This is a genomic window from Geomonas diazotrophica (assembly GCF_018919385.1).
Classification (GTDB): domain Bacteria; phylum Desulfobacterota; class Desulfuromonadia; order Geobacterales; family Geobacteraceae; genus Geomonas; species Geomonas diazotrophica.
In genome coordinates this window covers 45371-66824 of sequence record NZ_JAHLMF010000018.1, presented here as the reverse complement: position 1 = coordinate 66824, position 21454 = coordinate 45371, and the positions used below count along the sequence as shown (strand labels likewise).

Annotated in this window: 21 protein-coding genes, 1 pseudogene and 1 riboswitch; of the genes and pseudogenes, 10 read left to right on the top strand and 12 right to left on the bottom strand. The window is 58.0% G+C overall.

All coding sequences use genetic code 11. The annotated features are described in order from the left end of the window. Nucleotides 1–166: 166 nt before the first annotated feature. The 4 genes from KOM00_RS18325 to KOM00_RS18310 all read right to left on the bottom strand — a co-directional run bounded on the left by KOM00_RS18325 (nucleotide 167) and on the right by KOM00_RS18310 (nucleotide 5579). Nucleotides 167–1012, bottom strand: a complete 846-nt coding sequence (locus tag KOM00_RS18325) for a cytochrome C (RefSeq protein WP_216500430.1) — start codon at nucleotides 1010–1012, stop codon at nucleotides 167–169. Next, on the bottom strand, nucleotides 1000–1434 hold the full coding sequence (locus KOM00_RS18320) for a cytochrome C (protein ID WP_216500428.1): 435 nt from the start codon (nucleotides 1432–1434) through the stop codon (nucleotides 1000–1002). The genes KOM00_RS18325 and KOM00_RS18320 overlap by 13 nt, the downstream gene beginning before the upstream one ends. Next, entirely contained in the window at nucleotides 1434–2735 is a 1302-nt protein-coding gene (locus KOM00_RS18315) for a porin family protein (RefSeq protein WP_216500427.1), read from the bottom strand. The genes KOM00_RS18320 and KOM00_RS18315 overlap by 1 nt, the downstream gene beginning before the upstream one ends. Before the next feature lie 102 nt (nucleotides 2736–2837). Next, nucleotides 2838–5579, bottom strand: a complete 2742-nt coding sequence (locus KOM00_RS18310; protein WP_216500426.1) for an OmcA/MtrC family decaheme c-type cytochrome — start codon at nucleotides 5577–5579, stop codon at nucleotides 2838–2840. Between the two features lie 443 nt (nucleotides 5580–6022). On the opposite strand from KOM00_RS18310, the gene KOM00_RS18305 reads away from it, so the two are divergent. Next, nucleotides 6023–6238 carry a GSU3473 family protein gene (locus tag KOM00_RS18305; RefSeq protein WP_216500425.1) on the top strand — a complete coding sequence of 72 codons (216 nt, stop codon included), beginning with the start codon at nucleotides 6023–6025 and terminating at the stop codon, nucleotides 6236–6238. Between the two features lie 7 nt (nucleotides 6239–6245). On the opposite strand, the gene KOM00_RS18300 is transcribed toward KOM00_RS18305, so the two are convergent. Beyond that, nucleotides 6246–8525 carry a coiled-coil domain-containing protein gene (locus KOM00_RS18300; RefSeq protein ID WP_216500424.1) on the bottom strand — a complete coding sequence of 760 codons (2280 nt, stop codon included), beginning with the start codon at nucleotides 8523–8525 and terminating at the stop codon, nucleotides 6246–6248. Between the two features lie 63 nt (nucleotides 8526–8588). Further along, nucleotides 8589–8665, bottom strand: a riboswitch (cyclic di-GMP riboswitch). Nucleotides 8666–9026: 361 nt separating this feature from the next. On the opposite strand from KOM00_RS18300, the gene KOM00_RS18295 reads away from it, so the two are divergent. Together KOM00_RS18295 and KOM00_RS18290 are read left to right on the top strand one after the other, a co-directional pair. Continuing rightward, nucleotides 9027–9233: a hypothetical protein gene (locus KOM00_RS18295; protein WP_216500423.1), complete on the top strand. Its 207-nt coding sequence runs from the start codon at nucleotides 9027–9029 to the stop codon at nucleotides 9231–9233. A gap of 305 nt (nucleotides 9234–9538) precedes the next feature. Further along, nucleotides 9539–10231 carry a C40 family peptidase gene (locus tag KOM00_RS18290; protein WP_239027605.1) on the top strand — a complete coding sequence of 231 codons (693 nt, stop codon included), beginning with the start codon at nucleotides 9539–9541 and terminating at the stop codon, nucleotides 10229–10231. Between the two features lie 81 nt (nucleotides 10232–10312). On the opposite strand, the gene KOM00_RS18285 is transcribed toward KOM00_RS18290, so the two are convergent. The 3 genes from KOM00_RS18285 to KOM00_RS18275 form a co-directional block, all read right to left on the bottom strand. Beyond that, a complete protein-coding gene (locus tag KOM00_RS18285; protein WP_216500419.1) occupies nucleotides 10313–10867 on the bottom strand; it encodes an NADPH-dependent FMN reductase in 555 nt (184 codons plus the stop codon). A gap of 140 nt (nucleotides 10868–11007) precedes the next feature. Further along, complete coding sequence (locus KOM00_RS20940; protein ID WP_216500417.1) at nucleotides 11008–12129, bottom strand: sensor histidine kinase; 1122 nt, start codon at nucleotides 12127–12129, stop codon at nucleotides 11008–11010. A gap of 172 nt (nucleotides 12130–12301) precedes the next feature. Continuing rightward, nucleotides 12302–12643, bottom strand: a complete 342-nt coding sequence (locus tag KOM00_RS18275; protein WP_216500415.1) for an MGMT family protein — start codon at nucleotides 12641–12643, stop codon at nucleotides 12302–12304. Between the two features lie 322 nt (nucleotides 12644–12965). Here KOM00_RS18275 and KOM00_RS18270 point away from each other — a divergent pair, with 322 nt between their 5' ends. The 6 genes from KOM00_RS18270 to KOM00_RS18245 all read left to right on the top strand — a co-directional run bounded on the left by KOM00_RS18270 (nucleotide 12966) and on the right by KOM00_RS18245 (nucleotide 16281). Beyond that, nucleotides 12966–13304, top strand: a complete 339-nt coding sequence (locus tag KOM00_RS18270; RefSeq protein WP_216500413.1) for an ArsR/SmtB family transcription factor — start codon at nucleotides 12966–12968, stop codon at nucleotides 13302–13304. 158 nt (nucleotides 13305–13462) lie between these two features. Continuing rightward, nucleotides 13463–14410 carry a permease gene (locus KOM00_RS18265; RefSeq protein WP_216500411.1) on the top strand — a complete coding sequence of 316 codons (948 nt, stop codon included), beginning with the start codon at nucleotides 13463–13465 and terminating at the stop codon, nucleotides 14408–14410. Nucleotides 14411–14424: 14 nt separating this feature from the next. Continuing rightward, the gene (locus tag KOM00_RS18260; protein WP_216500410.1) at nucleotides 14425–14655 is read left to right on the top strand and encodes a thioredoxin family protein; all 231 of its coding nucleotides are present in this window, start codon (nucleotides 14425–14427) and stop codon (nucleotides 14653–14655) included. Next, a complete protein-coding gene (locus KOM00_RS18255; RefSeq protein ID WP_216500409.1) occupies nucleotides 14652–15029 on the top strand; it encodes a thioredoxin family protein in 378 nt (125 codons plus the stop codon). The genes KOM00_RS18260 and KOM00_RS18255 overlap by 4 nt, the downstream gene beginning before the upstream one ends. Then, nucleotides 15026–15712 carry a cytochrome c biogenesis CcdA family protein gene (locus KOM00_RS18250; protein WP_216500408.1) on the top strand — a complete coding sequence of 229 codons (687 nt, stop codon included), beginning with the start codon at nucleotides 15026–15028 and terminating at the stop codon, nucleotides 15710–15712. Before KOM00_RS18255 ends, KOM00_RS18250 begins: the two co-directional genes overlap by 4 nt. A gap of 158 nt (nucleotides 15713–15870) precedes the next feature. After that, nucleotides 15871–16281: a hypothetical protein gene (locus KOM00_RS18245; protein WP_216500407.1), complete on the top strand. Its 411-nt coding sequence runs from the start codon at nucleotides 15871–15873 to the stop codon at nucleotides 16279–16281. 334 nt (nucleotides 16282–16615) lie between these two features. On the opposite strand, the gene KOM00_RS18240 is transcribed toward KOM00_RS18245, so the two are convergent. From KOM00_RS18240 to KOM00_RS20735, 4 genes and pseudogenes are all read right to left on the bottom strand, one after another. Beyond that, the gene (locus tag KOM00_RS18240; RefSeq protein ID WP_216500406.1) at nucleotides 16616–16867 is read right to left on the bottom strand and encodes a hypothetical protein; all 252 of its coding nucleotides are present in this window, start codon (nucleotides 16865–16867) and stop codon (nucleotides 16616–16618) included. A gap of 54 nt (nucleotides 16868–16921) precedes the next feature. Continuing rightward, on the bottom strand, nucleotides 16922–17188 hold the full coding sequence (locus KOM00_RS21155) for a ParE family toxin-like protein (RefSeq protein WP_456264255.1): 267 nt from the start codon (nucleotides 17186–17188) through the stop codon (nucleotides 16922–16924). Continuing rightward, nucleotides 17173–17373 carry a hypothetical protein gene (locus KOM00_RS18235; RefSeq protein ID WP_216500404.1) on the bottom strand — a complete coding sequence of 67 codons (201 nt, stop codon included), beginning with the start codon at nucleotides 17371–17373 and terminating at the stop codon, nucleotides 17173–17175. Before KOM00_RS18235 ends, KOM00_RS21155 begins: the two co-directional genes overlap by 16 nt. Nucleotides 17374–17600: 227 nt before the next feature. After that, nucleotides 17601–17891, bottom strand: a pseudogene (locus tag KOM00_RS20735) (hypothetical protein); the annotation flags it as partial. Between the two features lie 586 nt (nucleotides 17892–18477). Between KOM00_RS20735 and KOM00_RS18230 the strand changes: the two are divergent. Further along, the gene (locus KOM00_RS18230; RefSeq protein WP_216500403.1) at nucleotides 18478–21381 is read left to right on the top strand and encodes a spermine/spermidine synthase domain-containing protein; all 2904 of its coding nucleotides are present in this window, start codon (nucleotides 18478–18480) and stop codon (nucleotides 21379–21381) included. Nucleotides 21382–21454: the final 73 nt, after the last annotated feature.

The window sequence follows — 21454 nt, the reverse complement described above, 5'->3', positions numbered from 1 at the left end:
ACGGGCGGGGGGGACGCCGCACTTCAGGAAATGACGGCGCCTTCCTCCGGCCCCTGAAGGGACGGTGGGCACCGTTGCCGGCATATGCCGGATGGACCGAAAAAAGAGGGGCTCCTGGCTGTCGTCAGGGGCCCCTCTTTGTCGTTTCTTCCGGCAGCGGAACGTTTTAGAAATGGCAGGCCGCGCAGAGGCGTCCGGTGTTGGTCACCGTGACCTGCGTCCTGCCGGTGGTGAACCCGGTGAAGCCGTTGTAGCCGAACGCCTGGTAGTCGGGCGTGGTCGGCGTCGTGCCCGTGATCCTGGTGCTCCCCACCCCGACGTCGATGGTCGGGGGCGAGCCGTTGCCGTGACAGACGGGGATGATGCACTCGGCCGCGCCGTAGGTCTGAACGTAGGGGGCGTGGGCGGGAAGGATGGTCGGCGCGATGCCGGCCCTCACGGTCAGCCTGGCCGGGAACCAGTCCAGGGGGTGGACGGAGAAGGGGTTCCCCGCGTGGCAGCTCGAGTCGACGACGCCGGGCCGGTCGTCGAAGCAGGACGGTCCCGAGTTGCGCACGCCGCGGTAGTCGGTGCCGTGGCAGACGTCGGTGGCGCAGCTTTGCGTCGCCGCGCGGGCCTGGTCCGGGAAGGTGGTGGCCAGGGCTCCCGTGGTGAGGGAGGCGGGAGCGACGCCGGTGGCGATCACCCTCTGCCTGATCCAGTTGCCGTGCAGCGCATAGTCGCGCCCGTCCCATTCCAACGGGTGCACGTCGACCTCGTTGCCCAGGTGGCAATCGGTGCAGGCGACCTTGGAGATGCCGCCGCTGAAATCCGCGCCGTGGCACGGCCTGCAGTCGTCGAGGTGCCCTATCGCGGCTACCGCATGCCGAGCCGGGAGCCAGTCGCCCGGGTGGGCTCCCTGGTCGGGATCGAAGTTGGCGTGGTTGTTGTTATCCCCGCAGCCGACAAGCGACAGGACCAAAAGGCACCAAAGCATGGCAAGAGCTTGAGCTGGTCTGGTTACTTGTGACATGTTTTGCACCTCTCATTGTTTTGCCGCCCGTGGCATTTCAGGCAGGAAGCGGGGTTGATCCTCCCCTCAACCCTGTGACGGCTGAGGTAGTCGCCCCGGTGAGGCAGCGACAGTTCGGGCCTCTCCTTGTACTTGTCGCTGGGCTTGATCTCTTCCTTGTGCGCGTGGCACCGGACACAGAAGGATTCTTTGTGGCAGGTGCTGCAGGCGTCGCGCTGCTGGGCGGCGTAGATTTTATGCTTCAGGTAGAAGTCCTGGGTCTGGTGGCTGAGCGCCGTCCACTGGTCGGTGTGGCATTCCGCGCACCTGGGAAGCCCCTTGACCTCTTCGGGGTGCACCCGGGCGACGCTGGTGGTGTTGGCGCAGGCGTAAAGGAAGGAGAGCATCACTCCCATCACCGTTAGATAAACTGTCTTTTTCACTATTTCCCCTCCTTTCCAACGCCGAAGGCATAGCTTACCTTGATCAGGCCGCGCAGCTCGTTGTCGAAGTCGGCACTGCGGATGTAGTCGACGTCGGCTGCGACCCTGAGGTTTCGGCTGAAATCATACCCGGCCGCCGCCGCCAGGGAAAAGGTGTTCTCCCGCCCGCCGATGCTCCCGTCGAAGTCGACGTCGAAGAAGTCGAGGGTCAGGTCGGCGGGACCGAGCTTCTGCGTGGCCCAGGCGCGGTACTGGTTGTAGCGCAGGCGGTCGTTGGACCCGTCCATGCGGTGGAAGGAGGCGCCGGCGGCAAGGCCGGTGGTCGTGCTGAACGTGCCGTTGACACCGTAGTAGTCGGCTCCGCCGGCCAGGTCGTACTCGTAGTGGTTGTACTCGGCGGAGAGGGCGATGTTCTTGGTGGCGCTGTAGCCGACGCTCCCTCCTACGTTCCACATCTCCTCCCCGGGGACGATGATGCCGTTGGTGAGGCTGAGAGCGCTGGTGGTGACCTGGTAGAAGTAGTCGTCGTAATGAACGTTCTGCAGCGAGGCGGAGAACCTGAGCGCCTCGGTGGGGGTGACGCTGGCCGTGTAGGCGTGCTCCATCCAGCCGTTACTGAGCGAGTTGTAGGTGGAGCGGCCGGTGATGTCGACCATGCTGATCGGATGCAGCCACAGGTCGATCCCCTCCTCTTCACGGATGCCGTCGCCGCTGACCTCGGTCCGCAGGGCGCTCAAACCGACGGAGTAATACTTGGGGACGGAATGGGCCAGGCGGCCGCCGTAGATGAGGTCGCCGCCGTCGAAGTCGGGCTGGGTGACGGCGGGGTTGCCGACGTAGGCTGCGGCGGTCAGGCCCGCGATCAGGTCGCTTCTCAGGTAGAGGCCATCGATCCGTTCGGTCCCCACCCCCTCGACCACCCACTGCCGCCCAGCGCTGACCGTGAAGTTGCTGCGGTTGGCGCGATAGCTCAGGTAGCCGTACTGGATGTCCCCCTCGGTGCGGTGCTCGAAGCTCCTGTCTCCCAGGTCGACGCGACCCCAGCCGCCGATCTCCAGTGAGATCGCGCCGGGACCTGCGGCGTCGCTGGCCGAGATGTTCAGGTATTCGTAGAGCGGGAACAGGTGATCGCCAAAGACCCCCTCCCTCATGCGCAGGATGGTGGTCGAGTCTCCGTTTATGGCAGTGGCGTTGGCCGTCTGCTGGCTGAAGACGAGCAGCGAAAAGGCCAACAGGAAGCTCCCCACCGTCTTGACTGCGCCGGGGGGCGCTGGTGCCGTTATTTTTTCTTTGATTTTCAAGACATTTCCTCCTTTCTTGGTTCGATCTGGTTACCGGTGGGGAAATGCAGTCGCAAATGAAACCGGGGGCGCTGAGGCCCCCGGCGGGTCAGAAGCTGAATATCACCAGTTCAGGAGCAACTTCACCATGCGCGCAGCCGAGCTCCCCGTGTTGACGCTGGTCGGCACCAGTGCCGGGCGGTTCTGGCCGTGCATGATGATCACATCGGCCACCCTCCCCTGGCCGTGGCACAGCGTGCACTGTTCCGTAGCCGACGGCAGGGTGGAGCGGGCAACCCCCATGTTGGTGTAGGAGGGGCCGGCGAGTGCCGCGCCCAGTTGGGCGCCGTTGGCGTTCATGTGCGCCTTGGCGAGCGGGGTGTCGTGGCAGGCGACGCAGGCCGCGGTTACCGGGGCTACCACCAGGTCCTCGGGGTTGGGCACGGTGGTACGTGCCGCGGTGAGGGTGGCGGTGGTCGGGGTGGCGACCGAAGCGGCGCTCCTGGTCACCTCGGTCGAGGGAAGCACTCTCGGGCGCAGCGCCTCGACCACGTCCGGGGTGTAGCTCTGCTGGGTGATGTGGCAGGCGTCGCAGTTCCCCAGCATGTTCGGGAAGGCGATCTCTTCGCCGGCGATCAGGGTGATGCCGGTGCCCGGGCCGTTACGCACGTCGCGGATCGGGTTGGTGCGGGTATCGCCGGCGTGGATGCCGTGGATCAGGTCCTTGAAGTTGTTCGAGAACTCCGGGAAGGTGAGGGCGTAACCCGGGGTTGCCTTGTTGAAGGCGGGATCCCAGGTGGTCAGGATGCCGAGCTGGATCGGGGTGAAGGCGAAGCCGGCGAGCTTTGCGTCGCTGATGGTGCGGCCCGAGGTGGTCAGGTTCGGGTTGTGGCAGGTCACGCAGACCTGGGTCTGGTAGACGCGCTGGCCGCCGTGGGCCTCGAAGAACTCATGGCAGTTCCTGCACTTGTCCGGGTCGACCACGGTGCGGCGTACCGCGTCGCCGGTCACCGGGATGATGACCGCCTTCGTGTGGCGGCCGGCGATGGAGGGGTCGAAGCCGGTCTGGGTGAAGTAGCTTTGCATGGCCACGGCTCGCATCTGTGCCCCCGCGGGGAACGCCGAGGCGGAGTTGATGGTGGCGGTGTAGACGCCGCTGCTGTCGGGGCCGGTGATGGCGCCGATGGCCGCGTTGTTGGTGTTGAGGAGCGTGGTGATGGAGACGGTGTCAGGCTGTGCCGCCACCTTGCCAAGGTTGTTGTAGTCGGCGGGGACTGCCGTGCCGGTCTCAAACTGCGGCTTGGCGTAGGCCAGGATGAAGCTCGGGCTGCCGGTGAAGCCCGGGAGCGCCGTGGTGAGCCCCGGGGCCGGGGTCGCCAGGGTGATCGGCGTGCCGTTGCCGAGGATGCGGAACTTGATGGTCAGGTTGTTGCTCGAGTCCACGGTGGCGCTGGAGAGCTGGTATTCGAAGCTGGTAAGGCCTGCGGGCGCCGCCGGGTTGAGCGGGCTCACCAGGGCCTGGGCGTGCGATTCGGTGATGGCCGTCGGGGTATGGCACGCGTTGCAGCTCGCGTCGTTCAGGTAGACCGGGTGCGCGGCCCCCGTGGTGTTGGTGCCGGTGGCGAAGTTGATATTGTCGTGGCAGCTGCCGCACGCCTTGCGGTTGGGCATGGTGCGCCAGTTGTCACCCTGCGGGGTGACCGCCAGCTGCTGCGGGGTCTCGGCGCGGTGGCACTTGCGGCACAGTCCGGCGCTTTGCGGGTAGCCGGTCTCGTTGAAGTGGATGCCGGCGTAGTTGTAGCCGGTCTCGGTGAGGTTGCTCCCCATGTGGATCTTGTGGATCAGGGTGACGAACTCGCCCAGGATCTGCACCTCGTCGGTGGAGGGGTCAGCCGTGGTGGTGGCGGCTGTGACGTAGGTGTTCCCGGTGAAGGCGCCGGCGGTCGGTGTCGAGATCGCCCTGCCGTAGGCGCGCTGGCTGGTGTGGCAGAGCACGCAGTAGCGGGTGTCGACTCGGCCGGCATGCGGCGTGGTGATGCCAAGTCCCCACCCCTGCTGGTTCAGGTCGCTGGGGTCGCCAGGGTTGCCGTGGCACTCGTTGCAGTACTTGGTGAGCACGATGTTGCGCTCGGCGGCGCCCGTGGTCGACGAAGTCACCCTGGCGCCGGTGGCCGGGATGAAGTCGTAGACGATGTTGATCGAGTTCTTGTAGATGAGGCTCGGGGTGGTGTTGGGGATGGTGCCGCCGTACTCGACCACCAGGCGGTGGGTGAGGTTCGGGTCGTAGGTGAGGTCGCCCAGGTCGTTTCTGCGGTTGTTGCCGGTGAAGGTCATTGCATTCACCTGGCTCTGGATCAGCTTGATGTCACGGGCGAAGGTGTAGCGGTACTGGCCGTTGCCCAGGTACACCAGGGTCCCTTCCCTGTCCCTGGTCGGCCTGGTGGCGGCGGGTGCCGAGCCGTCGGTGGGGAAGGTGGTCACGATGTAGCTGACCCAGTGGGACGGGGTGCCGTTGCTCGCCGGGACCAGTTTGGCGAGGGTAAAGGCCAGGTTGTTCAACTGCCCCGAGGCGTTTCTCCTGCCGATCCCCTCCACCGGCTGCCCGCTCGCGGTCTTCAGGGTGAAGGTGACCACCGGCGGACTCTGGATGGTGACGCTGTTCACCGCGCTGTTTTGCTGGTCGAAGGTGATGTTGGCCTGCTGATCGGCAGTGGAGGAGCTGAGGTTGGTGAAGACACCGGTGCCTGCAGGGCCCTGTGCGCCTCTGGGGCCCCGGTCCCCTTCGCAGCCGCCCAGCAACAGAGCGGCGGCCGCGGTCGATGCAATCAAGAAGCCGGAAAACCTTTTTAAAAGCTTGTCTTGCATAAATCCTCCTTGTCTCTGGTTGTCGCATGAAGGCTGCTTCTGGATCCGGAATGAAGCCACGGCAGATATGCCCTACAGGGGACTTCGGGGTCGGCGCGATTTATGAGCTGTCGTAGTCCGTCACAATCATGTGAACACCTCCTGATTATTATTAAAGATTTCAAACACAAGGTAGAAACTTAGCAGTTGTTCATGAAATAGCAAGGGCGCTACGCGTTTTTTGACGACGGTTCTTGCTCGGGCACAGGGGACGGTGACGGGCACGCCGCGAGCGGGTCGCCTGCGGCGCTACCGGCGCTCTCTCCCGCCAATAAGCCCTTGAATCGGTGGGGCCCGTGGGATAGAATGCTTTAGGTGGCTGGCATGATTTATGAAGAAAGGGGGTGGGTGTCGAATTCGACGATTCAGGTCAGAAAGGGGAGTACTACCAAACGGAGAACCGCATGGGCGTCACGGTGATTTTTCACAACGGGGAAGAGAAGAAGGTCCCTTCATATATGCTTGATTACCTGATCCGGGAAAAGAAGATCATCGCCTTTCAGAGGTCTTCCGGGTGGGTACAGATCGGGCGTGACCCGATACGGAAGTCGCAGCAGCCTCTCACCAGGGCAGGGGAGAGGTGGAGCGACTTCCTTTTCAAGAGAAAGCAGCAGGCTTGAAGCCGCGTCATTTCGTTTCGGCTAACCTCAAGGCCGGGCACCGCTTGAGGCGATCCCGTCGTTTCGGTCCGGTCGCCTCGAGCGGAACCCGCTCCATCATCAGCCCTACCTCCTCAGCGAAGCTTATGGCACCGCGTACCGTCCTGGCGTAGGAATCGTCGTCCTGGGGCTGACTCTCCGGCAGGTAGACCCTGGTCCGGTGGCTCTTCGTGCCGTAGATGGCGGCGAAAACCCGTTTCCCCTCCCCTTTGCTCAGACAGCAGATGTACCCCTGGCAGCTTTCCTGGCCTCCCGTTCCCTCCGGCGAGAGGTAGGCGTTGTTGATGGACTGGTGCAGTTCCAGGACGTTTTCTGCGGCCGGGCATTCGATGGCGTCGAGGCCGGTTTCCAGCAGGAAGCGGACCGGCGCCGCATCGTCGCCCGCCGAGAAGAAGCCGTCCTGCAGCTCCCCCAGGGGAACGAACGAGGTTTCCTGTCCTCCGAAGGAGTAGTCTCCCGCCGTTTCGGTAGCCGCGGGGATCTCGTCAGCGTCTGCCGCCGTGTCCCACGGATGACCGAGGAGAGGCGGCGCCTGCAAGTCGGCGAACGGAGGGAGAGTGCTTTCCGTGAACGCCGGAAGCGGCTCCAAGGCATCCTGGAGTCCCGGCAGGATCCGGCCCGTGAAGAGTTCCTCGCCCTGGCGGGGCCTGGCGGGCTCATCACCGCGCCCCGGGGGGGGCGCCGACGTGGTCTCCTCCATTGGTTCGGGGGGGGACTGCCGGGCACGCATCCATTCCGGTTCGTGCCCCGACTTTTCGACCCGTGCAGCCTCCTGCCCCTCTTCCAACACGGCGACTCGCTGCAGGGCTGCATCCCTTTCGGCCCCCATCCGCTCAAGCTCCTGTCGCAACCGCGCCGACTCGCCATCGGCTGCGGACAGCTGCAGCTCTTCGCTGGCGGCCAACCGCGCCAGGGCCGCGTCCCTTTCGTCGCCGGCGCGCTCCAGTTCCTGGCGCAGCCGTTCCAGGTCGGCCTCTGCACTCCCCTTCGAACCGTCCTCAGAAGCAAGCCGCTGCAGTGCCGCATCCCTTTCCGACATCACGCCTGCCAGTTCCTTCCGCAGGGAAGCCAGCTCCCCTTCCTGCTTTCTTACGGACGCTTCCAGTGCCTCGATCCGCTGCAGGGCCCGCGCGGCCTCGTCGGAGGTCCTCCCGAGTTCCTGCCTGGTCTCGTCGAGTTGGGTCGCCGCTTCCCGGTGTTGCTGCGTCACCGATCCCACGCCTGCCAACGCCGCGTCACGTTCGGCGCAGAGCTTGGCGATGTCCTGCCGGGCTTGGGCAAGATTTTCCACCATCGCGTCGCGCTCGCGCGATATTTCGGCGTTTCGGTTCGCCGCTGTCTCCAGCTCCAGGGCAAAGCCGTCGGCCTGCTTCTGCAGTTCAGAGATCTCGGTGTCTTTTGCCGCCATGAGCTCGTCGGCCTGCCGCTGCCGGGAAAGGAGCGCGTCCCTTTCCCCGGCAAGTTCCTCCAAGCTCTTCCGCGCGGCCGCAAGTTGGTTTGCCGCCTCGCTCTGTTGCGCCGCGAGCTGTTGCAGCTGCTTCGTCAGGACATCCCGCTCCGTCGCCAGGGTCCGCTGCTCGTGTTGCAACCGCGCCAGGGCGATCCCGAGCTCCGCAGTTTCGGTTCCTTCAGCCGCACGAGCGGCGGCCGGAGAGCCGACCGGGGCATCAGTCGGAGCTTTGGAGGGAGCGGCAGTCGGAGGAGTGGACGGAGCGATGGCGGAAACATGGACGGGAATAGGGACGGGAATAGGGACGGGAACGGCAACGGGAGATGTGATTGCGGCAGGCGCTTCAGGAGCCTCGAGCTCGCTCTTGTGAAGGATGGGGAGGACCGGGGCGCCGGCGAGACCGTGCTTCAGGTTGCCGGTCCCCTTGGTTCCGGGAAGGCGCAGGACCTTGGTGTTGCGTACCACCACCTCGCGCATTGCCGGGCTGTAGCTGAGATCGACCCGCTCCGGCGCGAAACCCATGGCCCTGGCGTAGCTGAGGGCTTTCTCGACTTCCCTGGGATACTCCTGCTCGCTCCTGCCCTTGCCGGGGGTGGTGTAGACGTAGATCCTGTGGTCGTTCACCACCAGCGAGAGGTACACCTTCACCAGGGTCTTCCTTCTGATCGCGCAGAGGTAGGCTTCCATGGTCTCGGAGCGTTTGTCGGAGCTCCGGGTGATGGGGGAAGAGCGGTAGATATCGACGACTTCTGATTCGGATACTTCGATACAGCCGATGGTGCTATCGAGTGCCAGCATGAGACCTCCAGTATCCGCTACTCGGTTACCGAACAAGAAAAGCCGCGTTGCCTAATATGATATTTCGGCAACCCGGCTGTCTTCGTGAGACCCAATGGGCTTTCCGTCCCACCCTCGCGGGTGGTTTAGTATTATCGTGTATCGATCTGTATGAGAGGGCGGCCGGGGTGGACCGGTCGCTATGTCTATGACGTTGAATACATTACACTATTACGGGGGGGTAAAGCAACCGGCATTTGACTGAGAGCAACCTGCCGGCGTCACTCTGGGTGACGGCCTCCCGATAAATAGCAAAGGGACGATTTGCAATTCGCTCGTACGGGGAAGTTGACTTTCATGTGAAGCTGCATAGAATCGTATACAGAAAAAACGGCGGCCGTTTTAATGGGGCCGACGGCAGGTTCTTCGTGCTAAGATAGTTGATATAACGGAGAAAAACCTGCGAACTGGATTTGAAGCTGGAATCTTCATTATTTTGTTGTGGCAGGGCAGGGGGACTTCATGGCGAATATAGAGCACGACAAGAACGGGTTTACCTGTGAGTGCGGCTTGCGTAACGAATACCCCGGTTACGTGCAGGCCCACTGGAGCGTCAGGCTGTCCTATTCCTGCGCTTGTCAAAGACAATACATCCTTTACCGCGGCACGGTGGTGAAGACTTCGCGGGAGTCGTCAGAGATTTCCGACAGCGAAGCCTTCGGCGACTGAACCTTCACCTCCCGTCATCAGCCAAGCCTCTGCATCCATCTCCCTTCCAGCGTGTCACCCTTTCCATCTTGGCTGCCTAATTGCAAGTCACACCACGGCCGTTCCATCTTCGCTGAAAATGCCGCCAAAACCGGCGCTGCTCCGCGCTTGGGGGGCAACGGCAGTGACGGAGCGTTGACTCGCGTCAAAAACGCGCCAGCTGCGGCACCCCTATCTGCCGGGGCTACACCACCGAACCGAGTGAGAAAATGACCATAAATCCTTTGCAGGTAACATCCACCTTGGCGTCGCTCCGTGACGCGTGCGTGGAAAAGAAGATCCCTGCCGCATCCTCAGGGTTCGAGTCGCTGCTGCAGTCAGTCAGTGCAGCGGCCGGCAGGGAGGCGGTTTCTCCCCAGGTTGCAGCCGAAATGCTTCGGATCCAGATGATGCAAAGCACCCTGGCCCTGTCCGTTTCCGGCTCCGGTTCCAACGCCTCTTCCTTCCAGTCGACGCAGTCGTTGCCCGGCGCCCTCGAATTCGGGCTTGGACTCCCCACCGCCTACCGCGGAACCGCGGCCCTGGAGACGGCAGAGGTGGAGGGCGAACCGGTGCCCGCACCCCTTCCACCCATGAGGCCCGCGGCGGCAGCCGAGGTAGAGCAGATCGAGGAAACCGCGGCGCAGTACCTTGGCACCCCTTACCGGTTCGGCGGCGAGGGGGCGGACGGTATCGACTGCTCGAGCTTCGTGCAGCAGGTATTCCACGCCAACCAGATCGACCTGCCGCGAACGGCCCGGGAGCAGATCAACGTCGGCAGCGACGTCCCCCCGGGCGAGTTGCGCAAGGGGGACCTGGTGTTCTTCCAGACCTACGCGGAGTACCCGTCCCACGTCGGGATCTATCTTGGCGACGGCAAGATGATACACGCCTCATCCGGGAAAGGGGAGGTGACCATCTCCGACATGAACAGCGACTATTATCGACCGCGTTATCTCGGCGCCAAGCGCATCATCTGATGGCCTGCTGTGCCGCCTGACGAAAAAGCCCACCGGGGTCTGAGCCGGTGGGCTTTTTTTGTGTAGGTTGCCTGCGGGGTATCATTCGGCGTGGCGCTTCACCCACTGAACGTAGCGGTCCATCCACCCCTGCAGGAATTTGATCGTTTCGGGACTGGTGATGGCGCCTGCCGCATCGAAGAAGCCTTCCTTGACCTGGATGAAGACCTCCGGCTGCCCCATGGTCGGGACGTCGAGGTAGGCCAGGGTGTTGCGCAGGTGCTGCTGGGCCAGTGCGGTGCCGATCTGCCCGATGGAAGCCCCGAGGACCCCGGCGGGTTTCCCGGCCCAGGCGCTGGTGCCGTAGGGGCGCGAGGCATTGTCGAGGGCATTCTTGAGCACCCCGGGCATGGAACGGTTGTACTCGGGCGTGACGAAGATGAGCCCCGTTGCCGCCTTGACCTCGCTTTTCAGGCGCACGACCGACTGTGCCTGGTTGTCATCCTCGTCCTGGTTGTAAAGCGGCAGGTCTCCTATCTCCAGCATCTTGAAAGAGAAGTCGGCAGGCCCGAGCTTTACCAGCGCGTTGGCCAGCTTGCGGTTGATCGAATCGCGGCGCAGGCTCCCCACGATAACGGCTATCTGATACTGACTCATACGCCTCTCCTCCCTTGATAGCGAAATAATCACAGCTATGACTATAGCACTCGATCATTGCTTTGCTATCAGGAGCGGCAATAAGGCCCGAATCAGGCACGATTAGGGGATTCTCGGCGGTTTGAAGGGGGGACGTTCGGTCAGCTTGCAGGTATCAGGAACTTGAACAGGGTTCCCTGCTGTGTGGAGGAGGAGAAGCTGACCTTGCCACCCAGCATCTTCTCGCCGATCAGTTGCATGGAGAAGGTTCCCACGCCGCGGCCCGCCCCTTCCTTGGTACTGAAGCTGCGCTGGAAGATCCGGCACTGGATCTCCTGCGGGATGGCCTTTTCATTCCAGACGCAGAATTGCAAGGCGTCCTGCTCCTGCTCGAACCAAAGCTTCACCTCGCCATGCTCCTCCGTTGCCTCCAGGGCGTTCATGACCATGTTCGACATCACCCGCAATGCTAGTGACTTGTCGGTCTTCACGGTAAGCGACGGGAGCGAGTCGGGGAGCTGCATCGACTTGTCGGCTGCGGCATCGTGCTTGACGAATATCCCTTTGAGCTCGGCCAGCAGTTCGGCAGCGGTCGTGTCATCGTGCGATGGGCGGTACTCGAGGAAATCGTTCTTGAAGAGGCACCTCTGGATCTCCATTTCCTTGTACAGTCTCTGGGCGGCACGATAGATCATGGCGGCCAGCTCGGACTGATTTTCCCGGACCAGGTACTGGCTCGCCCCCAGCAGCCCGGTGAACATGTTGCCCATGTCATGGAAGAAGGTTCTCTCCAGCGCCGCGCGCAGATGCTCCAGGGTTACGTCGTGCAGGAAGAGCAGGATGAAGGTCTGTTCCTCCAGCTTCAAGGCACTGGCACGGACCATTATCGCGTAGTCCGCGACCGCCTCCCCCTTCCGGGTGGTAAGCGAGCAGAGTTCCTCCACCGGCTTACCGTCGGCCAGCACGGAAACCATGGCGATAACGGCCCCGCAGGTGCTGCAGTGCCGCGTAGTCCCGCAGCCGTGCGGCTCGTCAGCGCAGTGGATGCACCCGAGCGCTTCGCCAAGGCGGAGCCCCAGTACCGAACCGGGGTCGTCGACGCCGAGGGTTTTCAGGAAGGAGACGTTGAGGCCGACGACCTGTCGGTGCTCGTCCAGTACCGCTATCAATCCGCCTATCGAGTTCAGCAGTTCGTGGATAATCGGGTTAGTTGCGACTTTGGCGATTTCTTCTTTGAGCTGTTCTTCGGTAGCGTGTTCGGCGGGAGCAAAATAGGTGTCCACAACAGCCTCCAAGGGAAATCCGATAAGAACAAGCTGTCTATGCCAAAGCGATGGTCGGGGGGGAAGGGAAGTTCAATGCGGACTAATTTAATCTTTTTCTACTTCTCATGTCAATTGGTTATTACAAAGGGTTCATGGTCGTTCGTCAGGAAGACGTGTTATCGCGCCACGCTCATACCGATACCGTGTCAAGGAAGGCTTCTTGGGGGCGCCAGCGGTAGAGGTGAAGCGGGATGCGCCCGTGGGAGTCGAAGCGGATTCCCTCGTCCTCCAGCCGCAAGCGCTGCAGTTCATCCGCCTCGCTGCCGCCGGAACGTGGGCTGATCTCTCCCTTGGCGTTGATGACGCGATGCCAGGGGACCGACGGATCGTTGAGGGCGCTCAGCGCGTAGCCCACCTGGCGAGCCCGTCCGGGCAGTCCCGCCAATAGGGCTATCTGCCCGTAGGTCGCGACCTGACCTCGGGGGATCCGGGAGACGGCAGCATAGATGTTTCTATAGGTGGATGAGTTCATCGCATGTCGGCAACGGAGTTTCATAGTCAACCAGAGGGTGAGAAAATGCGCAGGCGGACCGAAAACAGGGTTTCGAGTCGTTCTGAGCGACCGATCAAACGCTGCAGGGGCGTATCTGGCGCAATCGGGCAAGCAGGACGGACTTTACCACGAATCGATGCTGCGGAGCAAAGCGGTTATTGCGGAGCGTGAAGCCGGGCGGACGGCGCCTCTTCCTGGCCATCTTCCCCGACCCGGCTCCCTCCAGGCGCGTTTTCTCAACCAGTAACGCGCCGGCGAGCTTTTATCTTGACATATTCGCCTATCCGGATATATTGCCGGCATGAAAAACACAGTTCAATATTTCAGAGCCTTGGCGGATGAAACCCGCCTCCGCATATTGGCACTCCTTCTGAACTCGGGAGAACTCTGCGTCTGCGACCTCACAGCAACGCTGCAACTTCCGCAATCGACGGTATCCAGGCATCTGTCCTATCTAAAGAACGCAGGATGGGTGAACGACCGCAGGGAAGGGGTCTGGATCTTTTACATGGTCTCCGCGGATAACGACCTTAAGCGGCAACTCGCCGAGGTGCTCAAAGAGCGTTTGGCCGACATCGCCGTCGTAGAGGAAGATATCAGGCGACTCGCCTCCTTTGCCGAAGGCGCTCACTGCGCCTGATTTTTTTTGTCATAGACATCCGTCCATTCGGATGAAAAGAAACGTTCATGGAGTCCCTGCGACGCGATGCGATGAGGGGCCGGGTGGCGAACTGGGTCCCTTCGGCTGCACCGTGGTGCGCCGCCGAACTGATGGACCCGTAGAGAAAGGAAAGCGGGATGCTGAAGGCGTTGGCTGATTATCTGGTTTTCGGGGTTTTCGGGATGGCCCCCGGGAGCCGCCTGGGTGAGGCGCTGGATTTCTTCGTCTACGACACGATGAAGATATTCCTGCTGCTGACCACTATCGTCTATGTCGTGGCGGTGATCCGCTCCTACTTCTCCCCGGAGCGTACCCGGCGCATCCTGTCCCACAAACGCGAGCACGTCGGCAACGTCCTTGCGGCCCTTTTGGGCATAGTCACCCCCTTTTGTTCCTGTTCGGCCGTGCCCCTGTTCATCGGCTTCGTCGAATCCGGCATACCGCTCGGTGTCACCTTTTCCTTTCTCGTCTCCTCTCCGATGGTGAACGAGGTGGCGCTCATCATGCTCTGGGGGCTGTTCGGCTGGAAGATCGCGCTCATCTACATCGGCTCCGGCGTCGCGGTGGCGGTTGTCGCCGGAATGGTTATCGGCAGGCTCCGCATGGAGCGGCACGTCCAGGACTATGTCTGGGAGATCAAGGTCGGGTCGGCGGAGCTTCTGGAACAGACCTTTCGGGAAAAGCTCGAGTACGCCAGCGGCTACACGGTAGGGCTGCTGAAGAAGATCTGGCCCTACGTGATCGTCGGCATCGGCCTTGGAGCCTTCATTCACGGCTACGCCCCTGAGGATCTTCTGGTCCGGTACGCAGGTCGAGACAACCCCCTGGCTGTGCCGATGGCGGTACTCATCGGCGTTCCGCTGTACAGCAACGCGGCGGGGATCATACCTGTGGTCCAAGCCTTGATGGAGAAGGGGCTCCCCATGGGGACGGTGCTTGCTTTCATGATGGCGGTTACGGCCCTTTCCCTTCCTGAGGCCGTCATCTTGAAGAACGTCTTGAAGACAAGGCTTCTCTGCACGTTTTTCGGAATCGTCGCTGCTGCGATCGTGGTCGTAGGTTATATGTTCAACGCAATTTTATAGAAAGGAGAAAGAGCATGAAAATCGAAGTCCTGGGGACCGGATGCGCCAAATGCAAGACCCTGTACGAGAACACCAAGAAGGCGGTAGAGGAGACCGGCACCGCTGCGGAAGTGCTGAAGGTTGAGGATATCCCCACGATCATGAGATACGGGGTCATGAGCACTCCGGCACTGGTCATCGATGGCCAGGTGAAGTTCTCCGGCAAGGTGGCGTCAGTAGTGGAAATCATGGGGATGCTGGCATGAGGCGCCTGCTCTTCGCGGCCACGCTGCTGATCGCCGTTCCTGCCCATGCCGAGCTCCCCTCCGCCTCAGGCGCCGATATCCGCCATGCCCTCGCCTCCGGTAAGCCCACGGTCATCGACCTCGGGGCGCGCACCTGCATCCCCTGCAAAAAGATGGCACCGATCCTGGAGGATCTGGCGGCAAAATACCGCGGGAAGGCCTCGGTGCTGTTCATCGACGTACATGCCGACAACGCCGCCGCCGAAAGGTTCAAGGTCCAGATGATTCCGACGCAGGTATTCTTCGACGCCAAAGGGCGCGAGGTGAAAAGGCATGTCGGTGCACTCGAAAAAGCGGATCTCGTCAGGGAACTGAACGCGCTGGGGGGGCGGTGAGTTTCCTCGACAACGCCGAACAGATCATCGCCGCCTACCCTCTGATCGCCTTCGGGGCGGTCTTTCTGGCCGGTGTGCTGTCCTCGGCCTCGCCGTGCGTGCTGGCGACCATCCCCTTGGTGGTCGGTTTCGTCGGCGGGTACGCCGATGGTGACCGGGGGCGTGCCTTCAGGTACTCTTTGGCTTTTGTGCTGGGGCTGTCGCTGACGTTCACCGCCTTCGGCGCGGCTGCGGGTCTCTTCGGCACCATGTTCGGCACGCTGGGGGGATGGTGGTACGTGGCCGCAGCAGCGGTGGCCGTCACCATGGGGGGGCAGCTCCTCGGGCTGTACGAGTTGAGCTGGTTTTCCGGCCTCGATTACAGGCCGCGTCGGGGAGGGATGCCGGGAGCGTTTATCCTGGGTCTATTCTTCGGTGTGGTTTCATCGCCCTGTGCGACACCGGTCCTGGTGATCCTTCTGACCGTGGTGGCCGCCAAGGGAGAGCTCCTCTATGGCATGGCGCTGCTGTTCACGTATGCCGTCGGTCACTGCCTCCTTATGCTCGTAGCAGGGACTTTCACGGGGTTCGTCGACTCGTTCATAAAGGCGAAGGGGGTTGTCGCTTTTTCCACGTGGACCAAACGTGGAGCGGGGGCGCTGGTTACCGCTGTGGGCATCTTCCTGCTTTTGCAGGCCTTCTAGACCGCCGTTTTCATTGTCGCGACCAAGGATGCTTTATTTTTTTCTCCACCCGGGTTGCGCAGCTTTGTGCGACGCTGTATATATTTGTGCGTGGCGGATAGGTTGGTGGTTGTTAACTTAGCGTGACCCCTTCGCAGACGCGAAGGAAGGAGGTTAAGGTGGCATATCACCGAATATTGCGAAACTATCGGACCATAGGGCCAACGAAGTTTCATGGCCTGAACCAGAGATTCAAAAACTCTCTCTTGGATATAAACAAAATTCCGGCGTGGTTCTGGGCGGCGTATCCCAAACTGCGAGAGGAGTATCTCGAGGCGTCGGACAAATATGCCGTGATTTACCACGAGTCGATGCTGGGGGGCAAACTGGCTATTGCTGAGCGCGAGCGCCTCCAGGAAGAACTCGTCGGGTATCTTGATGAGATCGCCTCTCTGCTGGAAATGGCAGCGGTGCGCAATCCTGAACTCCTTATCCTTTCTGGGTTCGATCTCGCCAAAGAAAGAAGGAGCCGCTCCAGGGCCAAGAAAGCTGCTGCAGCGCACGACGACCAGGACAGTGTCCCTGCTTGATCCCCTCCAAGTTCCGCCACAAGAGCCGCAGTGCAGAAAAGGATGGGGGGACTAAGGTCCCCCCTGACTTTGTTTCCTTCAGACCCTCCGCCTCGAAAGCAGGGTAGTTCGCCCCTGCACATTCCCGTTGCCTGCCTCTGATAGATCACCGAACACGTCGCGTAAGCCACCGGACGCGTCGAGCGAGTCACCGAACGCGTCGAGTGAGTCACCGAACCCGTCGAGCGAGTCACCGAACGCGTCGAGTAAGTCACCGGACGCGTCGAGTGAGTCACCGAACGCGTCGAACGAGTCACCGAACGCGTCGAGTAAGTCACCGAACGCGTCGAGCGAGTCACCGGAACGCGTCGAACGAGTCACCGAACGCGTCGAGTGAGTCACCGAACGCGTCGAGTAAGTCACCGAACGCGTCGAGCGAGTCACCGAACGCGTCGAACGAGTCACCCAACGCGTCGAACGAGTCACCGAACGCGTCGAACGAGTCACCGAACGCATCGAGTGAGTCACCGAACGCGTCGAGTGAGTCACCGGACGCGTCGGGCGAGTTACCGGACGCGTCGAGTAAGTCACCGGACGCATCGAACATCCCACGAGCCTCCCCCCATCGCTCTTCCGTAGATGGACTTACGCGTTTAGGGGCTTAGGAGAGCAGACGGTCGTAATCCTTGTGGGTGCCAATCCAAAACCAGAGCACGCCATCGGCAGTTGAGACTCCCAGGGCTCGGTACCGCAATCCGACGCGGACGGACCAAAAGCGACCAATTTGCTTGAAATGTAAAGAAGGGTGACGGGGGGTGCGCTTTAAAAGAGAGAAGTTTTCATCGGCGAGTTCCCGAACCTCGGACGGCAACTTGGCGTAGCCATCCCAGAAGCCGGGAGAGGTGTGCTGCGTTATAGCGGTTTGCATTTGCCGGAGGCAAATTGAGCTAGTGCTTCATCGGCAAGATGATCAAGTTTTCCCGAAGAAATGTCTGCCTGCAAAGCCCGATCCCACCGTTCGGCCTCGTATTGTGCGAACCATTGGCTGAACTTGCGCAATTCCTTATCCGGAAGGGAGGCAACCTCAGCTTCGAGTTTTTTTAGAGAGAGCATGGCAAGCCTCCTAAAATGATTACTGGCGGTTTCATAGCAGTCAGAGGTTACCATATACTTTCGCAAACCGTCAAACGCCAGGGGGGGACGTTCTTGAGATTTTGAGATTTGATCTGGCGATAGTGCAAATGTCTAAAAATCAGGAATGTCCACCTCTCCCCCCTGCGTCAAAAGATTCAAGAATGCCGACCGACCGGCGGCGCGTGTCAAGGTAGTTGTCGCCTGAATTATGCAACGTTGAGAGTGTTATTTGCTTCGATAGCGGTGTTGGTGACGACCGCCTCGCGTTCTGGAGTGAGCGTCACTGCGGCCACTGGCTCCCAGTCGCGGGTAGAGCGTGACCACCGCCGTGGATTCGCTGCTCTCGTCTGCGTATAGAGCTCATGGCGAGCTCTGAGGATCTCAGCGTCCTCCCCGGCATGGCGCTGAGCTGGCGTTACATGCTTGATCCCACTGTGGTGGTGTTCAAAGTTGTACCAGTAGGTGAATCGCGCTCCCCAGAGCCGCGCTTCCTCCAGATCATTGATGCCGAGCCAATGAAGCATGGCAAGGACTGTGGTAGCCTTCACTGTTGCACCGTTGTCGCCGGGGGGGGGTGCCGGAGGTGGGGTATAGTTGGAGGCTGATCGACATTATGGAATTAAACATTATTTAACTTTAATTTTATTCTTCTGTAATGTCAGTAGTGGTGCAAATTAAAATGTTTTTAAATTTTTGTGGCCTTTAATGGATAGAAAATTATTTTTATATAGTATACGTTTCTTTTTGGAACTGCCCTCCCGATTCGAGGCACTCATGAAGGGCGGTGCGGGAATGCCTCTGGTTTGGCTTCGTAGGGTGAGAGAATGAATTTCTATAGCATAGACTGCAAGTAAAGGCGCTTCCGCTGTAGGCGCCAGAACAAGCTTTCAAGAATGCATTTGATTTAATGAGGGTTCGAATGTGCCTGGCTTGCAAGCCGTCGGAAAATAAATTTTAATATATACAGTATGCTCTTCTGGGAGGCGCATTATTTTAAAATTCAACCTTAGATCAATTTATTTCCTAGTATTTTCATTGTCTGGTTTCTCAGGACTCATTTATGAATCAATCTGGACTCATTATTTGAAGCTGTTTTTGGGGCATGCAGCATATGCTCAGACCTTAGTACTCGCCATCTTCATGGGAGGCATGGCCATTGGCTCGTGGGCCTGCAGTAGATATTCGACAAAATGGAAAAATCTCTTGTTAGGGTATGCTCTTACTGAGGGCATTATAGGTTTTTGCGCATTTATTTTTCATGGTCTATTCACCCGCTCAATAGACATCTCTTACATTCAAATTATTCCGCAGATAGGAACTCCTGCTTTTATAAATGTCTTCAAATGGGGGCTTTCAGCGTTGATGATTCTCCCTCAGTCAGTGTTGCTTGGAATGACTTTTCCCCTGATGAGTTCTGGCATTCTCAGACTTTTTCCAAACAGGCCCGGCAAGACCATAGCCATGCTTTATTTTGCAAACAGTATTGGTGCAGCGGTTGGAGTTTTGGTAAGTGGTTTCATACTAATTAGAGTTGTAGGCTTGCCATGGACTATGGGTATTGCAGGCTTTATCAATATTTCCCTGGCCATAATTGTATGGACTCTTATTTGTAAAATGCCATCAGTTGAGTGTCGCGACAAAGAAGAAATATTAGTTGAGTCCTCACTAAATCAAAACACAAAATTGTATAATTTTTTTCTTGTAGCATCATTTGTGACCGGTGCAGCTTCATTCATATATGAAATTGGTTGGATTAGAATGTTGAGTCTAGTACTTGGGACATCGACCCATGCCTTTGAGCTTATGCTGAGTGCTTTTATTCTCGGCCTGGCATTTGGAGGATTATGGATTCAGAGGTGCATTGATAAAGTTGTAAATCCTGTTATGTATCTCTCTAAAGTACAAGTTGTAATGGGCTTACTTGCTCTTTCAACACTTCTGTTTTACGGAAACACCTTCGAGGTTATGCAGTGGATCGTCAAAACAATTCCCAAGTCTGATAACGGCTATTTACTCTTTAATCTCTCCAGTAGCGTCATTGCTATGGCAATCATGCTTCCTACCACTTTCTGCGCTGGGATGACACTCCCACTTATTACATATGTTTTGATTAAACAGGGATGTGGCGAAAAAAGTATTGGTGCAGTTTATGCCACCAACACGATCGGTGCAATTACTGGAGTCTTTTTCGCAATCCACTTAGGACTACCATTGCTGGGACTTAAGGGGCTGATCACTTGCGGAGCAGGCCTTGACATTGTGTTAGGAATTGCACTGTTCTGGAGTATCGCTAAAGAACTTAAGAACTATCGGCAACCGGCGGTTGTTTCGGTACTCGGCATTAGTGCGATAGCGGCAACTCTATTGTTTGTTCATCTTAATGACTTAAATATGGCGTCAGGTGTTTATCGTTTTGGACAACTACTGAGCAAAGCAGATCATAAAATAATCTATCACAAAGATGGAAAGACCGCTACGGTCAGCATGTTGAGTAGCGGTGATGGTTCATTTGCATTAACAACAAATGGTAAGGCCGATGCGTCAATCATGATGTATAAAGGTCTTGAAGCTACACCTGACGAAACAACGATGATTTTAACTGCAGTCATACCTATGTCATTAAATCCTCAAATCAAAACCGCTGCTTGTATTGGCCTTGGATCAGGACTTACTAGTCAAACACTTCTCTATAATCCAGGGATAATTCAACTCGATACAGTGGAAATCGAAAGAGGGATAATTGATGCTTCAAAACATTTCAGGCCGAGGGTCGAGTTGGTTTACACAGACCCTCGTAGCAAAATTTTTGTGGATGATGCCAAGACTTTCTTCTCAACCTACAACAAAAAATATGACTTAATAGTTTCAGAACCGTCTAATCCTTGGGTAAGTGGCATAGCAGGACTTTTTTCTGAAGAATTCTATCACATAATTAAAAATTACATGAACAAAGATGGATTATTTGTTCAGTGGATACAATTGTATGAAATTAATACTGATCTAATTGCTACTGTCTTGAAGGCTGTCTCAGCCAACTTTTCCGATTTCGCAATTTACTTAACTGATGATCAAAATATGATAATCGTTTCCAAAAAGAATGGGGCGTTACCAGAAATAGACTCAAGTATTTTTAAAATTCCTGCAATAAGTTCGGTTTTACAGAGAGTACATGTAAATGGCGTTCAGGATATAGCCATCAGAAAGATCGGTACAAAAAAGGTCCTTGCCAAAATGCTCGGAACTTACCCCAATCGCCCAAATTCTGATTATTACCCAATACTTGATCAAAATGCTGCACGAACCCGTTTTTTGGGGTTAACTGCCAAGGATTTTACTAGCACCTCTCATATGTGGCTTCCTGTTCTGGAGATGCTCGATGGGCAAAACTTAAAATGGGGAAATACTAATGTAAGCAAATCACCTTACCTATTGGAAAGTAAGTCTGCTGTTACTGCAATGGCTATTAGAGACTTTTTTTTAAAAGGAAGTTTCGATCCAAAATATGGTGAAATTCCAGATGACTTCGTGCGGCAAGCTAAACTAGTGAAAGAACTTTTCAATAATTGTATAGATGAGCAAAATCAGTACATATATGCAGGTAGTCTTTTTGTTACTTCGATAGCGATGATTCCTTATCTAACTCAGAATGAACTGGATTCGATTTGGAAATCTCTCGAAAAAGGTACCTGTACTGCTTCAATTTCACCATCCATTAACAAACTTGTTCATTTATTCAAAGCAATAGGTAAACGTGATTCACTGGCAATGGTAACAACTGCAAAAAAATTGCTTGAAAGTGGCAATTCAATGACCCCAAGTGCTATGAAGTATGTTTTGGCCTCTGCTATGTTGGGATCGGTTTCACGGGGTGATTATGCTACTTCTTCTCAATTCTGGACCAAATACAATAAACAAATTTACGGCAACGCTGAGCCAGACGTGCTGTTCCGATTGCTTAACACTCAGTGTGCAACTAATGATTTATAACATTCGTTTACATGGCCGAAAGTTGCTAATCCTTGACTAGCCAACTGGGACTAGCGTTCGGGGTAGAGAGCAG